The following is a 23,155-nucleotide window of genomic DNA, read 5'->3' as shown; positions in this document are numbered from 1 at the left end:
AACTTTATTTCTGCTTGCGGCGGTAGGCCATGAATGCGGCGCCTGCCAGAACCAACAACAGAACTGCGTAAGCCATATAGGCGATGGTCTCGGTAGTATCGACCGACTTGGGGAAGAAACTGAGCACCACCTCGTGCTTGCCAGGCTTCACGGCGAGGGCACGCAGCACGTAGTCGACTCTACCCAACTCGGCTGGCTCGCCATCGACGGTAGCTGTCCATCCAGGGTAGTACACCTCGGAGAAGACTACCACACCACCCTTGCCCGAGTTAACCTCGTAAGTCAACTGGTTGGGCTCGTAGCTCTTGATGGTTACCACGCTGGCAGTATCCTGAGTAGCGCTCTCGCCCAACTGGGTCTTGAACTGCTCATCGGCCACAGCCTCGTGGCGCAGGTCAATCTTACCCACCTGAGCTATCTCCTCGTTGGCATTCTTCACATAGTTCACCTGATCCACAAACCAGGCATTACCCAGAGCGTAAGGGTTCTGGATGGGCACGGTCTGGCCACCCTGCAAGGGGAAGATGAAGTAGCGGGTGTTGAGCATATTAAGTACAGGACAGATGCTGTCGCCCTTCACCTGGGTCATATCGCCACCAGCCTCGGATACAGCGCCCATCAGCTTCTGCATCTCAGGATTGATATACTGTTCGATCAGCTCCTGATAGCGGCGCAGCTTGGCAGCGTGGTAGCCACCAATGCTCTTATGATAGTAGGATGTCTCGTTCTCGTTAAAGGTGTTTGAGGCAAGATTCAGCACACGGTAGTCGAGCGTCTTGTCGCGCAGGATCAGCTCGTCAGTCTGCGACATCTGCTGAGGTGCCTCGCGCTCGCTCTTGGGCACAAACATCTCATCATTCAGATAGCGCTTGTTCACCTGCCAAAGGTCGACCAGACAGAGCACTAAGATGATGCCTACGGCATACGCCTTCTTGAGCTTGCCGTACATCATAGCAAAGAGCGCACCTGTGCCCACCACGATAATCCAGAACGAGCGCCAGCAATCAGCCGTAAACACAGCCTTACGCATCTCGGTAAGGTTGCTGGTGAGTGGGGCGATATGCTCCTGAGGCAGCGTGCTGAGCGCGCGCATCTCGCTCGACGAGATAAAGCTATCGAAGAACAGCGATGGCATGAGGGCAAACAACAGACAGAAGCCAGCAGTAAGGGCGAAACTGATGCAGATGTGCTTGCGATACTTAGCGAAGGCGTCAGGCTCATCGTAGAGTCGCTTCAGTGCCATCATGGCCAGCAAGGGAATAGTAAACTCTGCAATCACCAGTATTGAGGCCACCGTACGGAACTTGGCGTACATGGGTACATAGTCGAGGAAGAAATCGGTAAAGCCCATGAAGTTCTTACCCCACGAAAGCAGTATCGACAGGATGGTAGCAGCCAGCAAAGCCCACTTCATAGGGCCCTTCACAATGAGCAGGCCTAAGATGAAAAGCATCATCACAAAAGCACCCACATACACTGGTCCGCTGGTACCAGGCTGCTCGCCCCAGTACTGACCTATCTGCTGGTAGATACTCTCGTAGGTAGGATTGGCCTTCTCCATGGCAATCTTACTCTCACTCATGGGTACCGAGGCACCACCCTTGGTGTTAGGTACAAGCAGCGTCCAGGTCTCGTCGATACCATAGCTCCACTGAGTGATATAGTCGCGCTCCAGACCACTGCTGGTCTGGTTGGCAGAATTCTGCTTCACCAGCTCGCTCTTGCCACGCATCGACTCCTGACCATACTGCCAGGTGTGGTAGAGATTCGAGAGGTTGATGCACACACCAATGGCTGCTCCTGCCACGCACACACCTGTGGCCTTGGCAAAGGCGACATACGTCTTATGACGGATAGCATCGACCAGCCAGGCAATCACCATCGCCAGAATGATGAACAGATAGTAATAGGTCATCTGCACGTGGTTGGCATTGATCTCGAAAGCCGTGAAAATAGCTGTGAGCAGGAATCCCCACAGGTATTTGCCTCGATAGGCCAGCACAATGCCCGCTATCATAGGTGGCAGGTAAGCCAACGCCCACACCTTCCAGATATGGCCCGCAGCAATGATAATGAGGAAATAGGTGCTGAACGCCCACACGATGGAACCTAAGGCTGCGAGGTGCTGACGGAAGTCGAAAGCACGCAACAGGATATAGAATCCTAACAGATAGGCAAACACATACCACACGTTCTCAGGCAGGAACAGATGGTATATCTTAGTCATGGTACTCAACTTGTCGGTAGAATTGTACGAGGGAGCCATCTGGTAGGTAGGCATACCGCCAAAGAGGGCATTGGTCCAGCGACTGCGCTCGCCCGTCTTCTGCATATACTCAGCCACCTCTTGTCCTGCACCTCGACCTGCCGATGCATCGTGACGATAAAGGATACGTCCCTCGATATCAGCTGGGAAGAAATAGGCGAAAGCCAGAACGGCAAACAACAACACTGCCAACAAATCGGGCAGCCATTTTTTCAGTAATGTCATAACTTGCAAATTATTTAATTTGCCTGCAAAATTACACATAATTTTCAATTTTCAATTGTCAATTATCAATTATTTTGTATCTTTGCAGCAAAATATGGAAGAAACAATCATTACAAGCGTACAAAACGCCAAGATTAAACACGTAGTAGCCCTGCAACAAAAGTCGTCGCTCCGCCGTGAGGAGGGGCTGTTCGTGGTTGAGGGTCAGCGCGAGATAGAGCACTGCAAAGCCTGTGGCTACGAAGTGGTAGAGGAGTACATCCGCGACAAGAATGTTACGCCACAGGTATATGAGAAAATGGCCTATCGCGGCAGTACCGAGGGGCATATCGCTGTGGTACGATGCAAGCCTCACACCCTCGCCCAGCTACAACTGAAGGAGCATCCGCTCATCGTTGTACTCGAGAGCGTGGAGAAGCCTGGCAACTTAGGCGCTATCCTGCGCTCAGCCGAGGCTGCTGGCATCGATGCCCTTATCGTGTGCGACCCACTCACGGATATGTATAATCCCAACGTGATCCGTGCCAGCATCGGTGGCGTGTTCTGCGTGCCCACAGCCGTCTGTTCGTCGCAGGAGTGCATCGCCTTCCTCAAGGAGCACGGCATCACCATCCTCACCGCTCAGCTGCAGGATTCGTACGAATACTACGATTACGATATGACGCAGGGCACAGCCATTGTGATGGGTACTGAGAGCACAGGACTAACCAACCAGTGGCGCGAAGCTGCCGATGCCCACATCCGCATACCCATGCTGGGCCGTTTAGACTCGCTGAACGTCAGCGTCTCAGCCGCCATCCTGATGTACGAAGCAGTACGCCAGAGAATGGTAAAAAAGTAAAAAGTTAAAGTTTAAAGTTCAAAGTTCAAAGTTCAAAGTATGAAGATAGGAATGATAGTAGCAATGGATAAGGAACTGAAGCAGCTCCGTCCATTATTCCCCGAAGATAAAGTGATTCTGCAGAAGAGCGGTATTGCCACAGTGAATGCCGCTATCCAGACAGTAGAAATGATTCGCCAGTACAAGCCCGATGTGATTATCTCGAGTGGTTGCGCTGGTGGCAATGGCGATGATATCAACCTGCAGGATGTAGTAGTAAGTTCTGAGCTCACCTACCACGATGTGTACTGTGGCTCTGCCATCGACGACACCACCGTCTATGGACAGGTGCAGGGTTTGCCAGCCCGTTATCAGGCTGACCCTTACCTGCTCGAGAAAGCCAAACAGACTGGTGCCAAACCAGGACTGATTGTAACTGGCGACTGGTTTGTGGATTCGAAAGAGAAGATGCGCGAGATAGTAAGCCACTTCCCAGAGGCAAAGGCTGTCGACATGGAGAGCTGCGCCATCGCACAGGTATGCCACATCTATAAGGTGCCTTTCATCTCGTTCCGACTGATTAGTGATATCCCTCTGCGCGACACTGATGCCTCGCAGTATCACAACTTCTGGGATACCGTTGCCGAGAAGTCATTCATTACCACCAAGACTTTCATCGAAAGCCTGTAAAGGTAAAAAAGTAAAAAGGTAAAAAAGTAAAAAGGTAAAAAAGTAAAAAGGTAAAAAGGTAAAAAGGTAAACAATGGAAGTAATACAGAGTTTTACGATTGACCACACGCACCTAAAGCCAGGCATCTACGTATCGCGTGTGGATAAAGGTTTCACCACATTCGACCTGCGCATTACCGAACCCAACAAGGAGCCTGCTGTTGCCCCTGCTGCCATACACAGCATTGAGCATCTGATGGCTACCTGGTTCCGCAACAGCCGCGCCAAAGAAGATGTGGTATATGTAGGGCCCATGGGCTGCCTGACAGGCATGTACATCATTATGCTGGGCAACTACACCGTTGAGGATATGCGCCAGCTCACCATTGAGTGTCTGGAGTGGATTCTCACACAGGACGAGGTGCCTGCTACACGTCCAGAGGCATGCGGCAACTACCTGCTGCACGACCTGCCCATGTGCAAATGGGAGTGTGCACGCTATCTGGATCGCCTGAAAAACGATTTCCACTCGGAGTACACCAAACTGCAGATTACACTCGAAGACGGCAAAGTATTCGCCGACGCCTGAATCGACAACAAACATCAAAAAGAAATCCCCACCTCGATTGAGATGGGGATTATTCTTTTTCCGGATGTAAATAAATAATTACTTACGGAGACCAAGAGCCTTGATGATAGCACGATAACGATTGATATCGTTATTGTACAGGTACTTCAGCAACTTACGACGCTTACCTACCATCATGGTCAGTGAACGTGCAGTGTTGTGATCCTTGTGATTCTTCTTCAGGTGCTCTGTCAGGTGAGAGATACGATAGGTGAAGAGAGCAATCTGAGCCTCTGCAGAACCTGTATCAGTGGTGCTCTTACCATACTGACCGAAGATCTCCTCCTTCTTTGCCTTGTCTAAATACATAACTTTAATGTGATTAAAAAAATTGTTGCAATAACATTTTTCAAACGCGATTCCCGCCTAATCACCAGTGGGTTACGTCGTCAAATGCTTCGGATTTTCCGAAATGCGGCTGCAAAGGTACAACTTTTTTTCGTTTCCACAAATTTTTTCCGAAAAAATGTGTAACTTTGCACCCGAATTTAAGTATTTTCGTATGCAGGATATCAGAAACATTGCAATTATCGCACATGTTGACCACGGAAAAACAACACTCGTGGACAAGATGATGCTGGCTGGACACCTGTTCCGTGACGGACAGAATCTCAGCAATCAGGTACTGGATGCCAACGACTTGGAGCGCGAGCGTGGTATCACCATTCTTTCAAAAAACGTCAGTATTAATTGGAAAGGCGTTAAAATCAATATCATCGACACTCCAGGACACTCGGATTTCGGTGGCGAAGTAGAGCGTGTGCTCAACATGGCCGATGGCTGTCTGCTGTTGGTTGATGCTTTCGAAGGTCCTATGCCACAGACACGATTCGTGCTGCAGAAGGCACTCGAAATCGGACTGAAGCCTATCGTTGTAGTTAACAAGGTAGATAAGCCAAACTGCCGCCCTGAGGAGGTTTACGAGATGGTATTCGATCTGATGTTCTCACTCAATGCCACCGAGGAGCAGTTGGATTTCCCCGTGGTTTACGGTTCGGCTAAGAATGGCTGGATGAGTGAGGACTGGCAGAAACCTACCGACAATATCACTTATCTGCTTGATAAAATCGTAGAGATGATTCCCGCCCCAAAGAAGGAGGAGGGAACACCTCAGATGCTCATCACATCGCTCGACTATTCGAGCTATCAGGGTCGTATCGCCGTAGGTCGTGTACACCGTGGCACCCTGAAGGATGGCATGCAGGTAACCATTGCACACCGCGATGGCACCATGGAGAAGACTAAGATCAAGGAACTGCACACCTTTGAGGGTATGGGACACGTACATACCGAACAGGTGGAGTGTGGCGACATCTGCGCTGTCATCGGACTGGATAAGTTTGAGATTGGCGATAGCATCTGCGACCTGGAGAACCCAGAGCCACTGGCTCCTATCGCTATCGACGAGCCCACCATGTCGATGCTGTTTATGATTAACGACTCGCCATTCTTCGGCAAGGAGGGTAAGTTTGTGACCTCGCGCCATATTAACGACCGCCTGGAGAAGGAGCTGGAGAAGAATCTGGCCCTGCGCGTGACTCCTTTCGAGGATAGCACCGATAAGTGGATTGTATCAGGACGTGGCGTGCTGCACCTCTCAGTGCTGGTTGAGACCATGCGTCGTGAGGGCTACGAGCTGCAGGTTGGTCAGCCCCAGGTAATCTACAAGGAGATCGACGGTGTGAAGCACGAGCCTGTTGAGGAGCTCACTATCAACGTGCCCGAGGAATTCTCATCAAAGATGATTGATATGGTAACCCGTCGTAAGGGTGAGATGACATCAATGGAGAGTCAGGGTGAGCGCGTAAACATCGAGTTCGATATCCCATCGCGTGGTATCATCGGACTGCGTACCAATGTGCTCACAGCCAGTCAGGGCGAGGCCATCATGGCCCACCGCTTTAAGGAGTATCAGCCATACAAGGGCGAGATTGAGCGCCGTGTAAATGGTTCGATGATCTCGATGGATACTGGTAACGCCTTTGCTTATGCCATCGACAAGCTGCAGGACCGTGGTAAGTTCTTCATCGATCCAGGTGAGGATGTTTACATGGGTCAGGTAGTTGGTGAACATGTTCACGATAACGATCTGGTGGTAAACGTATGTAAGGCTAAGCAGCTTACTAACGTGCGTGCATCGGGTACCGATGATAAGGCTCGCATCATTCCAAAGACGGTGATGAGTCTGGAGGAGTGCCTGGAGTACATCAAGAGCGACGAGCTGGTTGAGGTAACACCAAAGTCGATGCGTATGCGCAAAACGATTCTGGATCACGACCAGCGTAAAAAGGCTGCGAAACAGTGAGCGTAATGATGCTTGCATCGATTACCGAACGCAAGCAGGCTCGACCGTTGGTCAAGACAAATAAGGTATAAGATACTCACAAAAAAAAGCCTCGCCAATCGGCGAGGTTTTTTTATGCTTAGAAGTGGATGTTTACATCTAATCCCAGTTGGATAGGTGTTGCTCGCTGAGCAAAGTAGTGAGTTCCACCTACCGCACTCGATGCAACAGCAAACGTGTTGTAGTGTGTATTGGTGAGGTTACGTCCCCAGAGTGATACCAGCACTGGTCCGAAATCATAATCGGCATGTGCGCCAGCCACAGCATAGAACTTCTGTGCATAGGTGTTAGCCTCGTCCCACCAAATCTTACCCTGGCCATTCATATTGACACCAATGGTAAACTTGCCGATGTGCCAGTCAATCATAGCGCTTACTGTGTGCTGAGGAACGAAGGGCACATAGTTGCCATTGTAATCACCAGCGAATATATCCGTATTTGGAGATGTAGAACCACCTACGGTATGCTGGTACTCATCAAACTTAGCATTTGTGAATGCATAGGTTACAGCCCAGTCGAGAGCATTGTCGATAGCCTTTCCACGCAGAGTAGCCTCAACGCCACAAGAGTGACTCTTACCTGCATTGACCATTATGCGACCATAGTTGCTGTTAGGCTCCATGATCGACAGCTGTTGATTGCGAATCTGCATGTAGTAGAGAGCCAAGTCGAAGTGAGTGCTACCACCAAACAGGTTGAGGTGGGTACCAATCTCATAGTTCCAACTCTCCTCAGGCTTGTAGGCGATAGTCTCGTTGATAGCATCATAGTCGGCAGCAGTGTGCTCCACATCGTAGTCACCACGCATAGCGTCCTGCTGATGCGCATTCAACTCAGTCTGCAGCACATCGCTGAACATCTGGAAATTGTATCCACCAGCGCGATAGCCCTTTGATACCAGTGCGTAGATATTACCAATATTCTCGTCGAAGCTATAGGTCAGCGCCACCTTTGGCAACAGCTGGGTGTAGCTCTTAGAGCGACTGTCCTGTACATGCGATGTGAGGTGATAGGTAGCAGTAGCATTAGCAGTACCACCCGTCATGTTCATATAGGCCAGGGCATCGTAGTCAATCTTCACCTTATCTATATTAAAGCGCAGACCGAGTGTAAGTTTCCAGTTGTCGCCAAACAGAAAGTTCGACTCATGGAAGGCAGCGAAGTTCCAGCTTGGAGTCTTATAATCACCTGGCACAGCCATCTCGGCAGTCATGGTAACACCCATTCTGTCGACCATTGCCTGGGCAGCAGCCTGACTCATACCCTTTCTAATCATACCCTGAATCATCGAGTTCTTCATGGCATTGGCAATCGCATTGCCGATAGGACCTGTGATACCATCGCCAAAGAGTACAGGCGCATTGGTGTTGAGCCACTGGTACGATCCAAACAGGCCCGTGGCATGCTGCCAGCGCGAAGCGCCATGGTTACGCAGCACCAGCTCCTGAGTGATGGCGTTCATCTTCTGGCGCTGCTCCAGTCGCAGGTAGTCGCCAGTCATATAGTCCTGGTCCATCAGCATCAGGTCGTTCAGATACTGATAGCTGGTGGTTGAGGTAAAGAGCAAGGCATCTGTCTCGTAACCAATGTTCAAACCTGTGGTAAACATATTACGCTTGTAACCGTTCATGATGGTGGTTGCAGGATCCTGAACTGTTTCATCTGCAGGCATAAATGTTGAGCTATATAGTGTTGGCAGATAAGCGAACGGATGGAACTCGCCATAACCAAAACCATTCTGGTTTACATACTGGTAATCAGCAGTCCAGTCGAACTTCAGTTGCTTATTAGGCTGCCAAATCAGACGGAGCTTACCACCAGCCTCGTTGGTCAAGTCGTTCTTCTGGTCGAAGTTCTGATTATTAATAAAACCTTTCAGTCCGCTGTAGAATCCAGCCACGCTGAATGCCAACTTCTCTGATGGACGATGGTAGTGAGCCACCTCTACATTACTATATAAGCCAGTGCCGATACCCAAACGGATATCAGTGCCCTGATAGTTCATGGGATTCTTAGAGTAGATACGTACCAAGCCGCCCTCGGTATTCATGCCATAGAGCGAACCCTGGGGACCACGCAGCACATCGACACGGTCCAACATATAAAAATGGTTGTTGAAAGCCGACTTCGACATCAGGGGGATGTTATCGTAATACACACCTACTGCAGGGTTGTTGATACGCGAACCAATACCACGTACATACATCGACGATGTGAGGCGCGAACCATACGATGGCATTACAAACGAAGGTACATACTGCGAAAGCTGACTCAAATCGTGAACATGCAACTGCTGCAACTGCTCACTACCAAACACGTTACTACTAACTGGCTGAAGGCGCAGGCGCACCTGCTCCTTGGGTTGCGATACCACCACAACCTCATCGAGATCGACAACCTTACTTGAATCGCTTAGAGCCTCAGTATCGAGACTAAAAAGAGGAGTGGCCAGGCCAGAAAGCTGGCCACCCAGTGCCAAAAGCACGAAAACAATCTTCTTATTCATTAATTCTACAACTTATAATCTTAATTGCGCTGCAAAGGTACGCAATTTTTGCAACATATGCAATCCACATTTATATGGATTTTTAGAAACACTACGACAAACAGACATACATCAATGCCATTTTGTCAGCATTTATTCACTCGGCACGAACATTGAACATTGAACATTAAACGTGAAACATGAAACATTAAATAAGAAAGGAGATAGATATGACATTCGACAAGTTTACAATTAAAGCGCAAGAGGCCATTCAGCAGGCGGTGAACACAGCCCAGATGAATGGTCAGCAGGTGATAGAACCTGTACACATACTGAAAGGTGTGATAGAGAAGGCGAAGGACGTTACCACCTTCATCTTCCAGAAGTTGGGGGTGAATGCCCAGCAGATAGAGTTACTGGTAGATCAGGAGATACAGCATCTGCCCAAAGTGCAGGGCGCTGGTCAGCCTTATCTCTCCAGTGATAGTAATAATGTACTCGTGCGCGCGCAAGAGGTGGCTCAGAAGGGGGGCGACGAGTTTGTATCAGTAGAGCCTGTCCTACTCGCCCTGCTCAAGGTTAACTCTACCGCCTCACGCATCATGAAGGATGCTGGCTGCACAGAGAAGGAGATGCAGGCTGCTATTCAGGAGCTACGCCAAGGACAGAAGGTACAATCGCAAAGTGCCGATGATAACTACCAGAGTCTGGAGAAATATGCCAAGAACCTGGTTGAGATGGCGCGCCAAGGTAAGTTAGACCCCGTGATTGGTCGCGACGATGAGATTCGTCGTGTACTGCAGATTCTGAGTCGCCGCACCAAGAACAACCCTATATTAATAGGTGAACCTGGTACTGGTAAGACAGCCATCGTTGAGGGCCTGGCTGGACGTATTGTGCGTGGCGATGTGCCAGAGAACCTGAAGGACAAGCAGCTTTACTCCCTTGATATGGGTGCACTGGTAGCTGGTGCGAAATACAAAGGTGAGTTTGAGGAGCGTCTGAAGAGCGTGATCAACGAGGTGACCAAGGCCGAGGGCCGCATCATCCTGTTTATCGACGAGATCCACACATTGGTTGGTGCTGGCGGTGGCGAGGGCGCCATGGATGCTGCTAACATTCTGAAGCCAGCATTGGCACGTGGTGAACTGCGCGCCATTGGTGCCACCACACTGAACGAGTATCAGAAATACTTCGAGAAGGATAAGGCCCTGGAGCGCCGATTCCAGACTGTGATGGTAGACGAGCCCGATGAGCTCAGCGCTATCTCTATCCTACGAGGACTGAAAGAGCGCTATGAGAACCACCATAAAGTACGTATCCAGGACGATGCCTGTATCGCCGCCGTACAACTCTCAGAGCGATATATCAGCGAGCGATTCCTGCCTGATAAGGCTATCGACCTGATGGACGAGGCCGCAGCCAAACTGCGTATGGAGCGCGACTCTGTACCAGAGGAACTCGATGAGATCACCCGTCGTTTGGCTCAGCTCGAAATCGAGCGCGAAGCGATTAAGCGCGAGGGCGATACGCAGAAGATATCGCAACTGGATAAGGATATTGCCGAACTGAAGGAACAGGAGACCCAGTTCCGTGCCAAGTGGGAAGGCGAACGCCAGCTCATTAATAAAATCCAACAGGACAAGCAGGAGATTGAGAACCTGAAGCTGGAGGCAGAGCGTGCTGAGCGCGAAGGCGACTATGGTAAGGTGGCCGAGATACGCTACTCAAAATTAAAGGCTCTTGAGGACGACATCGCACACATCCAGAGTCAGCTGGCCAATGCACAGGGCGACAACTCTCTGGTGCGCGAAGAGGTTACTGCCGATGATATCGCAGAGGTAGTATCTCGCTGGACAGGCATCCCTGTAACCCGCATGATGCAGAGCGAGCGCGAAAAACTGTTGCACTTAGAGGACGAGTTGCACAAACGCGTGATTGGTCAGGACGAGGCCATCATTGCCGTATCTGATGCTGTGCGCCGTAGTCGTGCAGGCTTGCAGGATCCTAAGCGACCTATCGCCAGCTTCATCTTCTTAGGCACTACTGGTGTAGGTAAAACAGAGCTCGCCAAGACCCTGGCCGACTATCTGTTTAACGACGAAACGATGATGACGCGTATCGATATGAGCGAGTATCAGGAGAAATACAGCGTGAGTCGACTGATTGGTGCACCTCCAGGATACGTAGGTTACGACGAGGGTGGACAGCTGACTGAGGCCGTGCGCCGCAAGCCATATTCTGTAGTGCTGTTCGATGAGATTGAGAAGGCACATCCAGATGTATTCAACATTCTGTTGCAGGTACTGGATGATGGACGTTTGACAGATAACAAGGGACGTACTGCCAACTTCAAGAACACCATCATCATCATGACCTCGAACGCTACGCACGAACAACTTCGCGCCACTATGCGCCCAGAGTTCCTGAACCGTATTGATGAGATTATCACCTTTACCCCACTTACCAAGGAACAGATTGCAGATGTAGTGAAGTTGCAGCTCAAGAAGGTAACGGATATGCTGGCACCTCAGGGCATCAGTCTGGAGTGTACACCTCAGGCCATCAACTATCTGGCAGAACAGGGCTACGATCCCGACTATGGTGCACGTCCTGTGAAACGCGCCATCCAGCAGTTCGTTCTCAACGATCTCTCCAAGAAGCTCTTGGCTGATGAAGTGGATCGCACCAAGCCTATCATCATCGATGATTTTGGCGACGGACTCGTGTTCAGAAATTAAAAGAAAAGGTTGCTCAAACTAAAGAGCAACCTTTTTTCGTTTGTGAATATACAATCCCCTTCGATGTGGTCTGCCAGCCAATCGCCGACCTTGTAAATCATACCAATAATCATCGCTGTCCTTAACAGTCTCAACGATGGGTGCAACTCCTGTTGTCATAGCATCGAACGAGATGGTACCATCAGCAGCCATCTGGATATTGGAAAGTGGCATAGGCAGTTCCGAACAGTCGTGAACCTCTAAAGTATCAGTCAACATGGGATAAGGTGAAGAACTGAGGATACGACTATTCATGTGATTGGATTTATCAACGTACTGCGAAAGACCTTTATCATTGAGATAATCAAACCATTGATCAAAGTCCATACCATCGGCATGCAACAGCTCATAGCGATTCGACGAACCATTTACCCTATTAAGATACCATTCATTAGCATCGTAGTCTACATAGGCTATCAGAAGTCCTTTTCCTGGTACGCCCTTGTCCCACCCCGTCTGCTGGCGATTTTCCAATATATAGAACTTGTTATCCCCAATCACCATCTTATACGCTTTGCCGCCATCGGCTACAGGTTTCAGATCTGTAATGGTACAGGGAACGGTGATTTCTTCGAGTGGAAGCCAACCTAACAGATAGCGCTCAAAGGCCGAGAAATTGGGCGGACTCCAACCCCAAGCCGTATAATTACCACCATCCATCAAGTCCCACTCATCGACTACCGAAACCGGTGCGACACTTACATCATAAGTAGGATAAAGATCAGGCAGCCCCAAACAATGACTATACTCATGACAGATGGTACCGATGCCGCATAGATTACCTGTATAAAATTTCTCAGCACTGGCACTATAATCCCTAGCAGACAGATTCTCGCCCACCTGAACACTCACGGACAGTTTACCGGTATTCGGCCAGAAATACTTCGAGTACTGACTATTACCACCATTTCCACCATAGCTCGAGTGAATGAAGATAATCTGATCCACCTCACCATCCTGATCCCAATCGTAAGGCGAAAAATCGATATGCAAGGAGTCGACTGCCTTCTCAACAGCTTCCTTCATCGCAGGTTTAGCATAATTAGGGGAGGACTGACCTTTGGCATTCTTACTGACAAAGACAGGACCAAAAACATCGAACTGCACGTTGAACATACCAAGCGACTGATCGCGGAAATAATCAGCAGCACAAGGCATCGTACCACACGTATTACTGCCTGTGACATTCAACAACTCATGGTAATATGTTTTGGGATCGTCCATACTAAAAGCGGCATCAGCATACTGAAGAAGTATGACAGCCTGACGATAAACACGATTGGGGTCCCAGTTTTGTTTCAGTGGTGGTAAGGCACGTGTCTTAGCACCTGATGATACTTGTGCATCTTGTATGCAAGGATAGCGCTGTATCATCAACTCTTGTGCGCTGGTAGCAATTGCCACCAGCAGCACAAAAGCGAATGATGTTATTTTGCGCAAGGAGTCCATGGCTTCAGGGTCTTGAAGAAGTCATTACCCTTGTCATCAACCAGGATGAATGCGGGGAAGTCCTCAACCTCAATCTTCCATACAGCCTCCATACCCAGCTCTGGATACTCAACGCACTCAATGCTCTTGATAGAGCTCTTAGAGAGAACAGCAGCTACACCGCCAATAGTTCCCAGATAGAAACCGCCATGCTTCTTACATGCCTCGGTAACAACATCAGAACGGTTACCCTTGGCAATCATCACGAGCGATGCACCGTTAGCCTGGAACTCATCAACGTATGGGTCCATACGGTTAGCTGTGGTTGGGCCCATAGATCCACAAGGATATCCCTCTGGCGTCTTAGCAGGTCCAGCATACAGCACTGGGTACTTCTTGAAATAGTCAGGCATACCCTCACCAGCATCCAGACGAGCCTTCAGTTTAGCGTGAGCGATATCACGGGCCACGATGATAGTACCCTTCAGGTTCACACGTGTGCTTACAGGATACTTAGAGAGCTCAGCACGTACAGCATCGATACCCTCGTTCAGGTCGATCTCGATACCCTTGCCGCCCTCACCTGGCTTGCGCAGCTCCTCAGGAATCAGCTCTGTTGGGTTGCTGTCCATCTTCTCCAGCCAGATACCATCAGCATTGATCTTTGCCTTGATGTTACGGTCGGCAGAGCAGCTAACGCCCATACCGATAGGACAGCTTGCACCATGACGAGGCAGACGGATCACGCGGATATCGTGAGCCAGGTACTTACCACCGAACTGTGCACCCAGACCGATCTTCTGAGCCTCCTTAATCAGCTTCTGCTCCAGGTCGATATCACGGAAAGCACGACCAGTCTCATCACCTGTTGTTGGCAGACCATCGTAGAACTTGATTGAAGCCAGCTTCACTGTCAGCAGGTTCTTCTCGGCTGATGTACCACCGATTACGAATGCAATGTGGTATGGAGGACATGCAGCTGTACCCAGGCTCTTCATCTTCTCTACCAGGAATGGGATGAGTGTTCCCTCGTTCTGGATAGTAGCCTTGGTCATTGGGTAGAAGTAGGTCTTGTTGGCAGAGCCACCACCCTTAGCCACCATCACAAACTTATACTCAGCACCCTCTGTTGCCTCGATGTCGATCTGTGCAGGCAGGTTGCAACGGGTGTTCACCTCGTCGTACATATTCAGAGGAGCGTTCTGCGAGTAGCGCAGGTTGTCCTGAGTAAAGGTATTGAACACACCCAGGCTCAGAGCCTCTTCATCCTCGAAACCAGTCCAAATCTGCTGTCCCTTCTCGCCATGGATGATGGCGGTACCAGTGTCCTGACAGAAAGGCAGGATACCCTTGCAAGCCACCTCTGCATTACGCAGGAACTGCAGGGCTACATACTTATCATTCTCAGAGGCCTCGGGATCGGTCAGGATCTTAGCCACCTGTTCGTTATGTTCGCGACGCAGCATGAACTCCACATCGTGGAATGCCTGCTGGGCCAACAGTGTGAGTGCTTCCTTGGTAACCTTAACGATCTGCTTTCCTTCAAACTCGGCGGTGCTTACGCCTTCTTTTGTCAACAAGCGGTACTCCGTCTTGTCCTCGCCCACCTGGAACATGGGCGCATACTTAAATTCAACTGTCTTAGCCATAATCACATTTATTTATATGTACAATATTTAATATCCAAATACTTCTTCGGTTGTCAGTCTCTTCACAGGACCGATCTTCTCGAGTGCTTTCATGTCGAGCTCCTTCTCATCGCCCAGGATGATGTAGCGATAAGTCTTGTTGGCCATAGTCTTCTTCTCGAAGTTCACCATGTCCTGCAGTGTCACCTTGTCCAGATCCTGATAAATCTTCTGATTCAGGTCGTAGTCCAGACCCAGTTCCTTCATAGCGTTCCACTTGTTGATGATGCTCATCTTGGTGGTGCGCAGACTGGCCAACTGCTTGGTCAGTGCGTCCTTAGCTATCTTGAATGCTGTCTCGCTGGCAGGCATCTCGTTCAGTATCTCATGGAAGTGATTGATGCAGTCCATCATCTTGTCGTTCTGAGTGATGATGTGAGTCATATAGTTCTCCTTACCACTCTTCTTGTCAGGAAGTCCATAGTAAGCCGCAGCGTTATAAGCCAGACCACGTGCCTCACGCATCTCCTGGAACACGATACCATTCATACCACCACCGAAGTACTCGTTGAATACTCCTACTACAGCAGCCTCATCGATATTCCAGTTGCGATGCTCGTCGTGATACATACGCATGTAGATATTCTTAGCGTCGAATGGAGCAATCCAAACCTCGTTGGTAGGTGTCTGTTGGCGCTCGTACTCCTTGTTCTGTGGTACAGGCATCAGCTTCTTTGGCATCTTATGAGTCTTGGTCACGATGTCAGAAACCTCCTTCACACTCATGGGGCCATAGTACTCCACGCTGTGCTCATAGCTACTCAGATTCTTCAGCAGGTCAACAAACACCTGTGGGTTGGTATTCTTCAGCTGCTCCTCGCTCATGATATCGCGGCTGTAGTTGCGCTTGCCAAACACACCATAGTTATACAGCCAATTGAAGTAACCACGCTGATTCTTCTTAGCATCACTACGACGCTTCAGTATCTGACCCACCATCTCGTCGTAAGCTGCTTTGTCCACCTTTGCGTTCTGCAGCAGTTCCTCACCCAAGGCCAATGCAGCCTGCATATTCTCGCTCAGTCCCATCAGACGCACGTTGATAGCATCGCTACCCTCGCCCACATAGAAGTCGCAACCCAGTTCATAGAACTTCTGCTTCAACTCAGCAGCGGTATATTTGTCAGTACCTAAGTAGTCGATATAGTCGGTAGCCACGTCATAACGGTTGTCAGCCTTGCGACCAAACTCATAGCGCAGGTTCAGCTGGAACAGTCCGTTCTCTGTATTCTTGACATACTTCATAGGAAGTCCCTTCTTGGTCTTTGCCATGGTAAGATCCTTCTTGAAGTCAACAAACTTGGGCTGAATTGGTTCTACCTTGGTATTCTGCACATCCTTCACAAACTGGCTCATCATGTCGCGGTTGGTAGGGATAGCAGTGATGGCAGGCTTGTCGATTTTCTTCTGAGTCTCGTCCACGCCCTGCTTCTTGAATACGGTTACATAACCCTCGGTAAAGAACTTGTTGGCAAAAGCCACCAGTTCCTGCTTGGTAATCTTCGAAATACGGTCGATGCTCTCAACCTCCTGTTTCCAGTCCACCTCATTAATAAAGGCATCAACAAACATATCAGCACGTCCCTCGTTGCTCTCCAGCACCTGATAGCGATTGCGCTTGTAGTTATTGATGATACTCAGCAACAGGTTGTCAGGGAAGTCACCTTTCTTCAGCTTTTCGATTTCTGCAAGCATCAGACTGCGAACCTCCTCCAGACTCTGTCCCTGCTTAGGAGAACCCAAAACCAGGAATGCACCATGGTCGCGCATCAACTCTGCTCCGGCACCTGCGCTCTGTACCTTCATGGTCTGATTCAGATCCAGGTCGAACAGTCCTGCACGACCATTGCTCAGTACACTCGACAGCAGGTTCAAGGTATCAGCCTGCAGGCTGTTGGCCTGCTCAGCACGCCAAGCTACCCATACCTGTTCTGCCTCTTGTCCGATAACTGTAGAATCCTTAGGCTGTGTCAATGCAGGCAGCGGTGCAAAAGTAGGCTGCTTTACATCAGCACCTGGTTTCCAACTGCTGAAATACTTATCGATGATGGCAATGGTTTTATCAGGATCAAAATCACCTGCCATACAGATAGCCACATTGTTGGGGCGATACCACTTATTGAAGTAGTTCTTGATATTTGTTATCGAAGGATTCTTCAGGTGCTCCTGGGTACCGATGGTGGTCTGTGTGCCATAAGGATGGTTAGGCCACAACATCTTGCACAGGGTAGCGAAAAGCTTACGACTATCGGATGTCAGTCCGATGTTATACTCCTCATACACAGCCTCCAGCTCCGTGTGGAAACCACGAATCACCATGTTCTGGAAACGGTCGGCCTGAATCTTGGCCCAGTTGTCAATCTCGTTTGATGGAATGTTCTCTGTATAACAAGTCACATCATTCGAGGTGTAGGCGTTGGTACCCTCGGCACCGATGGCAGCCATCAGCTTGTCGTACTCATTGGGGATAAAATACTGTGCAGCCACCTGACTTACCGAGTCGATCTCATGATAAGCCTTTTTGCGGGCCTCGGGGTCGGTGAGCTTACGATAAGCCTCGTAGCGCTGCTCGATCTCCGCCAGAAGAGGGGCCTCTGCTTCGGGATTGTTCGTTCCGAACTTCTTGGTGCCTTTAAACATCAGGTGCTCCAAGTAGTGAGCCAGTCCAGTTGTTTCTGCAGGGTCATTCTTCGAACCTGTACGCACGGCGATGTAAGTCTGAATACGTGGTTTCTCGGTATTCACGCTCAGGAACACCTTCAGTCCATTATCCAATGTGTACATACGGGTCTGCATCATGTCGCCGGGAACGGTGACATACTTGTAGTCTTTGGCTTGAGCATTCATTCCGAATGCCAGCATGGCTCCAACAGCCAATAAAAATCTAGTTTTCATTAGTAATAAAAAAAATAAATGTTATATAATCAGCCGCAAAGGTAGACACTTTTAGCGACATTTGCAAAATAATTATCGGGTTTTTATCCAATTTGGAACGTTTTAACCGGAAATAAGTGGATTTATAAATAAATCCGCTTTTCAATTCTCTGTAACATTGGTTTCCTGATGGGTACCAACGAATTCACGACTCTGCTCTATCGGCTCGTACCGGTCTCTATCATACTGAGCGCCACAAGTAGCACACTCATAGGTATCCAGATAGTGCTTAACCAGATAAAGAACCTTGAAATCCTTGTACTGATGCACCCTCGTTGTACGCGAATGGTTTTGGACATTGGACTTATCTGTCCTCGTACTACCATCACCCATTTTCCATACGGTTTCTGTCCATGTCTTCCATCTTGCAGTATTGCTCGACACAAGCTTGTCGTACTCACTCTCAGTACACCATTGAAGCGCCTCATCCACAAATGCTGTATTAACACGGGTGTATGAGTCCATCGACTTACACTGAGGACAACGCTGTTCCATGATTTTCCTCATGAAACGGTCCTCAAAACTGATAGCCATATAGGCGATGACAGGCAAGAAGAACCACCACCATACCCCCCATGTCAACATGAGTACAGTCCAGATGTAGATGGATATGATGATCAGAGCGGTGATAACCCACCTGACAGCATAATTGCTCAACCATATAAAAGGATGGCGCAGAGGTATCAGCGCCATGATGATATGCGCCAACAGGAAACAGGTGGCATACAACCAGCAGAATCCGAAGACGAAGACAAGCGCCATGGCAAGGTAATATTTCCAGCCATCCAACTCCTTCAGGTTCAGATTATACCAATAGTAACTCTCGTCGATGAATGAATGACAGACATCCACGATGGCACCCGTGAGGGGAATGGTTTCCAGGAAGAAGGCATTCCTATCTGTACTGTCTTTATACTGGATATGCCCCACACCTGCCACATCAGCCTTTGGGAACGAGATATCAGGTCGCATCTGCACACCCGTTTGGGGATCGAGCACTGACACATTAAGAAACAATCTCACGCCAGAGTCGACACGCTGCACGGTCATACTTTTATCAAAATAATCCTCTATCTCGGCTGGAGTCATCGTTTGGCAGAGAGCCTCAAACTTCTCTTTCGAGATATATCGCGGTCCTATAGGCGAAGTGAGCTGATAGTTATCCAACTCCATCTCAGTGAGGAATTTGATTTCAGATCTTGTCGTTTGCAGATCCGTACCGTCGGATGTTTTCACATCATACGTTACCTTGGAATCTTTTTTCAAACCAATAACACGGACTGTGTCGCCGATATATTCCTTGATATCATCTTTTGAACCTTTGACGATGACAGCGCGCTCATCAATAGCCAAAGGCGAGACAAACCCACGCTGACCGTCGGCTGTCTCCACCCAATAATAAGCCTCATGATTCGTTGGTTTGCCAATGCCAAACACCTGCAGACTATCGCCAGTCTTCAATTTCAGAATCGTGGCGTCACCAGCTTTATAATGCCGATTCCAATAAAGCGTCAGGTCGGCATTCTTGATGACCGTGGCGACTAGTGGATTTTCAGGTATCGCACGACGTGTGCGGACCACAGAAAAGATCAGAACCCCCAGTATGATAATTGCTGGTATCAGGTTTCTCCAAATCAACGAAATCTTCATAGGCTTTTAGTCGTTTATGAGGTTAATTCTCGTAATCAGTCTCGTGGTCGAGTTTCGAAAGGAAATCCTCATAGACATCCTGCTCTACGTCGCCCATCTGGTATTCCTTCTCGGCATCCTTGCGAATCTCAGCAATCCAGGCACGACGTGCTCTGACGTAGTCCTCGCGAATACGTTCGCAGGCGGCCTCGTCAAGTTGGTCGATCTGATAGTAGTCCAGAATCATCTGGTAGCTCCATGCCCAACGATAGTCGGTATAATTGTTATTGATTTCCGAGAAACGGTCGAGCACCTGCTGGATGTTGTCGATGACACCATTCTTGATATCATCCACCAGTCGCTGTTCCTCCGATTCAGGCAGCAGCAGTCCGCTCATATCGATCCATTTGCCTGTACCAACGGTTGATTCCGGAGGTGTGAGCAGCGATGAAGGGGATATTTTCTGCTGGCGCTTCAGCACGGCACCCATGTAGATACGCAGCGCGATATCATAGTATTTCAAGCCCTTGCGTAGCGAGGTGGCATTGATCACGTACTCATGAAAGTTATATCTGGTCACATTGTCGCCCGAAGCATGGCGCAGGTCCTTCAGAATCTGGATACCCTCCATGATCTCACCCACGGTGAATGGCGACAGCCAGTCGAAGTTAATGATCGACTTTCTGGACTGCTTGGAACGCTTGTCGCGCTTGGGCCACTTCTTGATATCACGGTAGAGACCTACGGTAGTGATGTTACGTCCAGGCACCAGGTAGCAGTCATCGCCGTATGCCAACAGATAGGAGAACGGCAGATTACGGGTATCAGGATGGTGCATCAGTTTACCGAAGCAGACAGAGAATGCGCCGATGGTAGCAGGCATCAGCACATAGGCGCCCGAAGCAGTCTTAGAGCCTCGTTCCAGCGTACCGTAGTGCATGGGTCCCATCTTGTAAGCATGGTTTGAGAAGTTGGTGTTCGAACCAGCATTATAGAAAGAGAACTCACCGCCGATGAGCAGCGAGCTTTTATGGTGAGAGGCCGAGAACGGGCCACAGAAGGCGGCGCAGGCCTCACCGTTGGCCATGAACGAGTTGGCAAAGAACAGACTGGCCTCGGCCGTAAATCCGTTGGTGATCTGGCAGGCCTCGCCCACGAAACAATCCTGCATCTTCACCGAGTTGTTGATTGAGCAGCCATCGCAGATAATCGAATTCTCGCAAATTACGCCAGTACCGATGAATACAGGAGCATCCATCGACGACATCACGGTACACTCAGACAAGCGGGCGGCACCGCTGATTTCACAGTCGCCCTTGATGATGGTGTTGGTGATATCCTTGGCATTGATAATTTTCACGTTGTTACCGATGTAGCCACGATCTGGACGCGACACACGGAGTTCGTCCTCAATCATCTGCTGGAGGGTCTGCTTCAGGTTCTTGTCAGCATTGTGCTTCACCATGAACGATGCGAGCTGGGAATTCAACTCACGGAAGATAGTCACATTGCCATCGCCCATCTCGTTAAGCACTGAAATGACCGAACCCTCACCGTAGGTCGCATCGTCGGTGGTCTCAAGGGTGCAGATGTTCGAGATGTAGCAGTCGTTACCGATGGTGTAGTTGTTAATGTAGTTACCGATCTTCTCGACCAGGCAGTCGTTACCAACAGTCACGTTACGCAGGGTGGCATCGTTAATACCCGAATGCTTCATGAACCCCTTGCTGACCTCAACCATCTTGTCGAACGAGCCCAGGCGGATATCGCCGTAGAACATCACACGATGGAAGTTGTACGGTTTAAAGTTCTCGTCGACTAATACGCGCTGCCAGTCCTCAGCCCAGCAGACATTGTTCTCCAAAACATCGATCTCGTTTTGGGTTAGTTTTCTGTAATTACTCATAATCTTGATATAAAAAATCGTTATACGGATATTTCTGTACATGGAGTTCGCGTACACGTTTGTATAACGTATCGCGCAACTCGTCGATGTTTTCTTTCTTCTTGGCCGAGATGAATAGGCACTCCAAGTAGTGCTGGTTCTCGCCGGTACGTGCCATCCATGTCTGCTCGAGGTCGTCGAGGGTCAGATTCTCCTTGGTGGCAGGTGTCAGGTCGTCTTCCTCCTTCTCCACCCAGGTGTAGGCGTCGATTTTATTGAAAACCAGCATGGCGGGTTTGTCGGCACATCCCAGTTCCTTCAGTGTTTCCTCCACCACACGTATCTGTTCCTCAAAGTCGGGGTGTGAGATATCCACCACGTGAACCAGCAGATCAGCCTCGCGCACCTCGTCGAGGGTGCTCTTGAACGATTCTACCAGGTCGGATGGTAACTTACGGATAAAACCAACGGTATCAGCCAAGAGGAATGGCAGATTGTCGATGGTCATCTTGCGCACGGTGGTGTCGAGGGTGGCGAAGAGTTTGTTCTCGGCAAACACCTCGCTCTTGGCCAGCAGGTTCATCATGGTCGATTTTCCCACATTAGTATAGCCCACGAGGGCAACGCGGATCAGTCGGCCACGGTTCTTGCGCTGGGTTGTTTTCTGCTTGTCGATTTCTGCCAGGCGCTGTTTCAACAGGGTGATACGCTGCAGGATGATTCGGCGGTCCATCTCCAACTGGGTTTCACCAGGACCACGCAGTCCTACCGAACCCTTACCTCCGCCCGAACCCGAGCCACCACCCTGGCGCTCCAAGTGCGTCCAGAGTCGCTGCAATCGAGGTAGCATGTATCGGTGCTGCGCCAGCTCCACCTGAGCCTTAGCTTCGGCTGTCTGCGCGCGCATAGCAAAGATATCGAGAATGAGGGAGGTACGGTCCAGGATCTTCACCTGCAGTTCCTTCTCGATGTTACGCATCTGCTTGGCAGAGAGTTCATCGTCGAAGATCACCATACCCACGGGCTGCGGGGCGTTCGACTCATCAAGCAATCCCTCGGCAAAGAGCGAGGCATCCTGCGCGTCGAGCCAATCGTCGTACGCATCCTGACATTGTTTAATATAGTCCTTGATTTCCAACAGTTTACCGCTACCCACATAGGTAGTCTGACTGGGTCCACCCACCTTCTGGGTGAATCGCTTCACGGTCACTGCTCCAGCCGTATCGGCCAGGAACTCGAGTTCGTCGAGATATTCTTTGGTTTTGGCCTCGTCCTGCTCCTTGGTAATCAGACCTACGAGCACGGCAGTCTCGGCCTTGGCTTCTGATATTACAAATTCCTTCATATTGGGTACAAAATTAAACAAATATCTCC

The 23,155-nt window shown here is 49.7% G+C and carries 14 protein-coding genes; 5 read left to right on the top strand and 9 right to left on the bottom strand.

Going from position 1 to position 23,155, the window contains the following annotated elements; translation table 11 throughout:
* Window positions 1-4: 4 nt before the first annotated feature.
* Window positions 5-2,491 carry a YfhO family protein gene (locus tag T491_RS0103145; RefSeq protein WP_028902586.1) on the bottom strand — a complete coding sequence of 829 codons (2,487 nt, stop codon included), beginning with the start codon at window positions 2,489-2,491 and terminating at the stop codon, window positions 5-7.
* Between the two features lie 94 nt (window positions 2,492-2,585).
* On the opposite strand from T491_RS0103145, the gene T491_RS0103140 reads away from it, so the two are divergent.
* The 3 genes from T491_RS0103140 to T491_RS0103130 all read left to right on the top strand — a co-directional run bounded on the left by T491_RS0103140 (window position 2,586) and on the right by T491_RS0103130 (window position 4,569).
* On the top strand, window positions 2,586-3,332 hold the full coding sequence (locus T491_RS0103140; protein WP_028902585.1) for an RNA methyltransferase: 747 nt from the start codon (window positions 2,586-2,588) through the stop codon (window positions 3,330-3,332).
* Between the two features lie 39 nt (window positions 3,333-3,371).
* Window positions 3,372-4,001 carry a 5'-methylthioadenosine/S-adenosylhomocysteine nucleosidase gene (gene mtnN / locus T491_RS0103135; protein ID WP_028902584.1) on the top strand — a complete coding sequence of 210 codons (630 nt, stop codon included), beginning with the start codon at window positions 3,372-3,374 and terminating at the stop codon, window positions 3,999-4,001.
* A gap of 73 nt (window positions 4,002-4,074) precedes the next feature.
* On the top strand, window positions 4,075-4,569 hold the full coding sequence (locus tag T491_RS0103130) for an S-ribosylhomocysteine lyase (protein WP_028902583.1): 495 nt from the start codon (window positions 4,075-4,077) through the stop codon (window positions 4,567-4,569).
* A 78-nt stretch (window positions 4,570-4,647) separates the two neighbouring features.
* Here T491_RS0103130 and rpsO read toward each other — a convergent pair whose 3' ends face one another.
* The gene (gene rpsO / locus T491_RS0103125; RefSeq protein ID WP_028902582.1) at window positions 4,648-4,917 is read right to left on the bottom strand and encodes a 30S ribosomal protein S15; all 270 of its coding nucleotides are present in this window, start codon (window positions 4,915-4,917) and stop codon (window positions 4,648-4,650) included.
* Window positions 4,918-5,110: 193 nt separating this feature from the next.
* Here rpsO and typA point away from each other — a divergent pair, with 193 nt between their 5' ends.
* Window positions 5,111-6,913 (top strand): translational GTPase TypA, encoded by a 1,803-nt coding sequence (gene typA / locus T491_RS0103120; RefSeq protein WP_028902581.1) that lies wholly within the window; start codon window positions 5,111-5,113, stop codon window positions 6,911-6,913.
* A 118-nt stretch (window positions 6,914-7,031) separates the two neighbouring features.
* Here typA and T491_RS0103115 read toward each other — a convergent pair whose 3' ends face one another.
* On the bottom strand, window positions 7,032-9,458 hold the full coding sequence (locus T491_RS0103115; RefSeq protein WP_231480168.1) for a TonB-dependent receptor: 2,427 nt from the start codon (window positions 9,456-9,458) through the stop codon (window positions 7,032-7,034).
* Window positions 9,459-9,667: 209 nt separating this feature from the next.
* Between T491_RS0103115 and T491_RS0103110 the strand changes: the two genes are divergently transcribed.
* Complete coding sequence (locus tag T491_RS0103110; RefSeq protein ID WP_028902579.1) at window positions 9,668-12,178, top strand: ATP-dependent Clp protease ATP-binding subunit; 2,511 nt, start codon at window positions 9,668-9,670, stop codon at window positions 12,176-12,178.
* Window positions 12,179-12,196: 18 nt separating this feature from the next.
* Here the strand turns inward: T491_RS0103110 and T491_RS0103105 are convergent, their stop codons facing one another.
* The 6 genes from T491_RS0103105 to hflX all read right to left on the bottom strand — a co-directional run bounded on the left by T491_RS0103105 (window position 12,197) and on the right by hflX (window position 23,126).
* Entirely contained in the window at window positions 12,197-13,666 is a 1,470-nt protein-coding gene (locus T491_RS0103105) for a M6 family metalloprotease domain-containing protein (RefSeq protein ID WP_081773217.1), read from the bottom strand.
* The gene (locus T491_RS0103100; RefSeq protein WP_028902577.1) at window positions 13,645-15,294 is read right to left on the bottom strand and encodes a fumarate hydratase; all 1,650 of its coding nucleotides are present in this window, start codon (window positions 15,292-15,294) and stop codon (window positions 13,645-13,647) included. The genes T491_RS0103105 and T491_RS0103100 overlap by 22 nt, the downstream gene beginning before the upstream one ends.
* A gap of 27 nt (window positions 15,295-15,321) precedes the next feature.
* Window positions 15,322-18,228, bottom strand: a complete 2,907-nt coding sequence (locus tag T491_RS0103095) for a pitrilysin family protein (RefSeq protein WP_028902576.1) — start codon at window positions 18,226-18,228, stop codon at window positions 15,322-15,324.
* A gap of 141 nt (window positions 18,229-18,369) precedes the next feature.
* Window positions 18,370-19,917, bottom strand: coding sequence for a hypothetical protein (locus T491_RS0103090; RefSeq protein ID WP_155950004.1), 1,548 nt, complete (start codon window positions 19,915-19,917; stop codon window positions 18,370-18,372).
* 22 nt (window positions 19,918-19,939) lie between these two features.
* Window positions 19,940-21,802, bottom strand: a complete 1,863-nt coding sequence (locus T491_RS0103085) for a DUF4954 family protein (RefSeq protein WP_028902574.1) — start codon at window positions 21,800-21,802, stop codon at window positions 19,940-19,942.
* Window positions 21,795-23,126 (bottom strand): GTPase HflX, encoded by a 1,332-nt coding sequence (hflX, locus tag T491_RS0103080; RefSeq protein WP_028902573.1) that lies wholly within the window; start codon window positions 23,124-23,126, stop codon window positions 21,795-21,797. The genes T491_RS0103085 and hflX overlap by 8 nt, the downstream gene beginning before the upstream one ends.
* Window positions 23,127-23,155: the final 29 nt, after the last annotated feature.

Origin of the sequence: Prevotella sp. P6B4, assembly GCF_000619985.1 — a bacterium.
Lineage (GTDB): Bacteria > Bacteroidota > Bacteroidia > Bacteroidales > Bacteroidaceae > Prevotella.
The sequence above is the reverse complement of the archived record's forward strand: the minus strand, read 5'-3'. Positions and strand labels throughout refer to the sequence as shown.

What these genes read in the sequence shown, in the direction of transcription:
- mtnN (WP_028902584.1), top strand. Translation starts at nt 3,372, where the DNA reads ATGAAGATAGGAATGATAGTAGCAATGGATAAGGAACTGAAGCAGCTC.
- hflX (WP_028902573.1), bottom strand. Translation starts at nt 23,126, where the DNA reads ATGAAGGAATTTGTAATATCAGAAGCCAAGGCCGAGACTGCCGTGCTC.
- T491_RS0103085 (WP_028902574.1), bottom strand. Translation starts at nt 21,802, where the DNA reads ATGAGTAATTACAGAAAACTAACCCAAAACGAGATCGATGTTTTGGAG.
- typA (WP_028902581.1), top strand. Translation starts at nt 5,111, where the DNA reads ATGCAGGATATCAGAAACATTGCAATTATCGCACATGTTGACCACGGA.
- rpsO (WP_028902582.1), bottom strand. Translation starts at nt 4,917, where the DNA reads ATGTATTTAGACAAGGCAAAGAAGGAGGAGATCTTCGGTCAGTATGGT.
- T491_RS0103105 (WP_081773217.1), bottom strand. Translation starts at nt 13,666, where the DNA reads ATGGACTCCTTGCGCAAAATAACATCATTCGCTTTTGTGCTGCTGGTG.
- T491_RS0103145 (WP_028902586.1), bottom strand. Translation starts at nt 2,491, where the DNA reads ATGACATTACTGAAAAAATGGCTGCCCGATTTGTTGGCAGTGTTGTTG.
- T491_RS0103090 (WP_155950004.1), bottom strand. Translation starts at nt 19,917, where the DNA reads ATGAAGATTTCGTTGATTTGGAGAAACCTGATACCAGCAATTATCATA.
- T491_RS0103100 (WP_028902577.1), bottom strand. Translation starts at nt 15,294, where the DNA reads ATGGCTAAGACAGTTGAATTTAAGTATGCGCCCATGTTCCAGGTGGGC.
- T491_RS0103110 (WP_028902579.1), top strand. Translation starts at nt 9,668, where the DNA reads ATGACATTCGACAAGTTTACAATTAAAGCGCAAGAGGCCATTCAGCAG.
- T491_RS0103140 (WP_028902585.1), top strand. Translation starts at nt 2,586, where the DNA reads ATGGAAGAAACAATCATTACAAGCGTACAAAACGCCAAGATTAAACAC.
- T491_RS0103095 (WP_028902576.1), bottom strand. Translation starts at nt 18,228, where the DNA reads ATGAAAACTAGATTTTTATTGGCTGTTGGAGCCATGCTGGCATTCGGA.
- T491_RS0103130 (WP_028902583.1), top strand. Translation starts at nt 4,075, where the DNA reads ATGGAAGTAATACAGAGTTTTACGATTGACCACACGCACCTAAAGCCA.
- T491_RS0103115 (WP_231480168.1), bottom strand. Translation starts at nt 9,458, where the DNA reads ATGAATAAGAAGATTGTTTTCGTGCTTTTGGCACTGGGTGGCCAGCTT.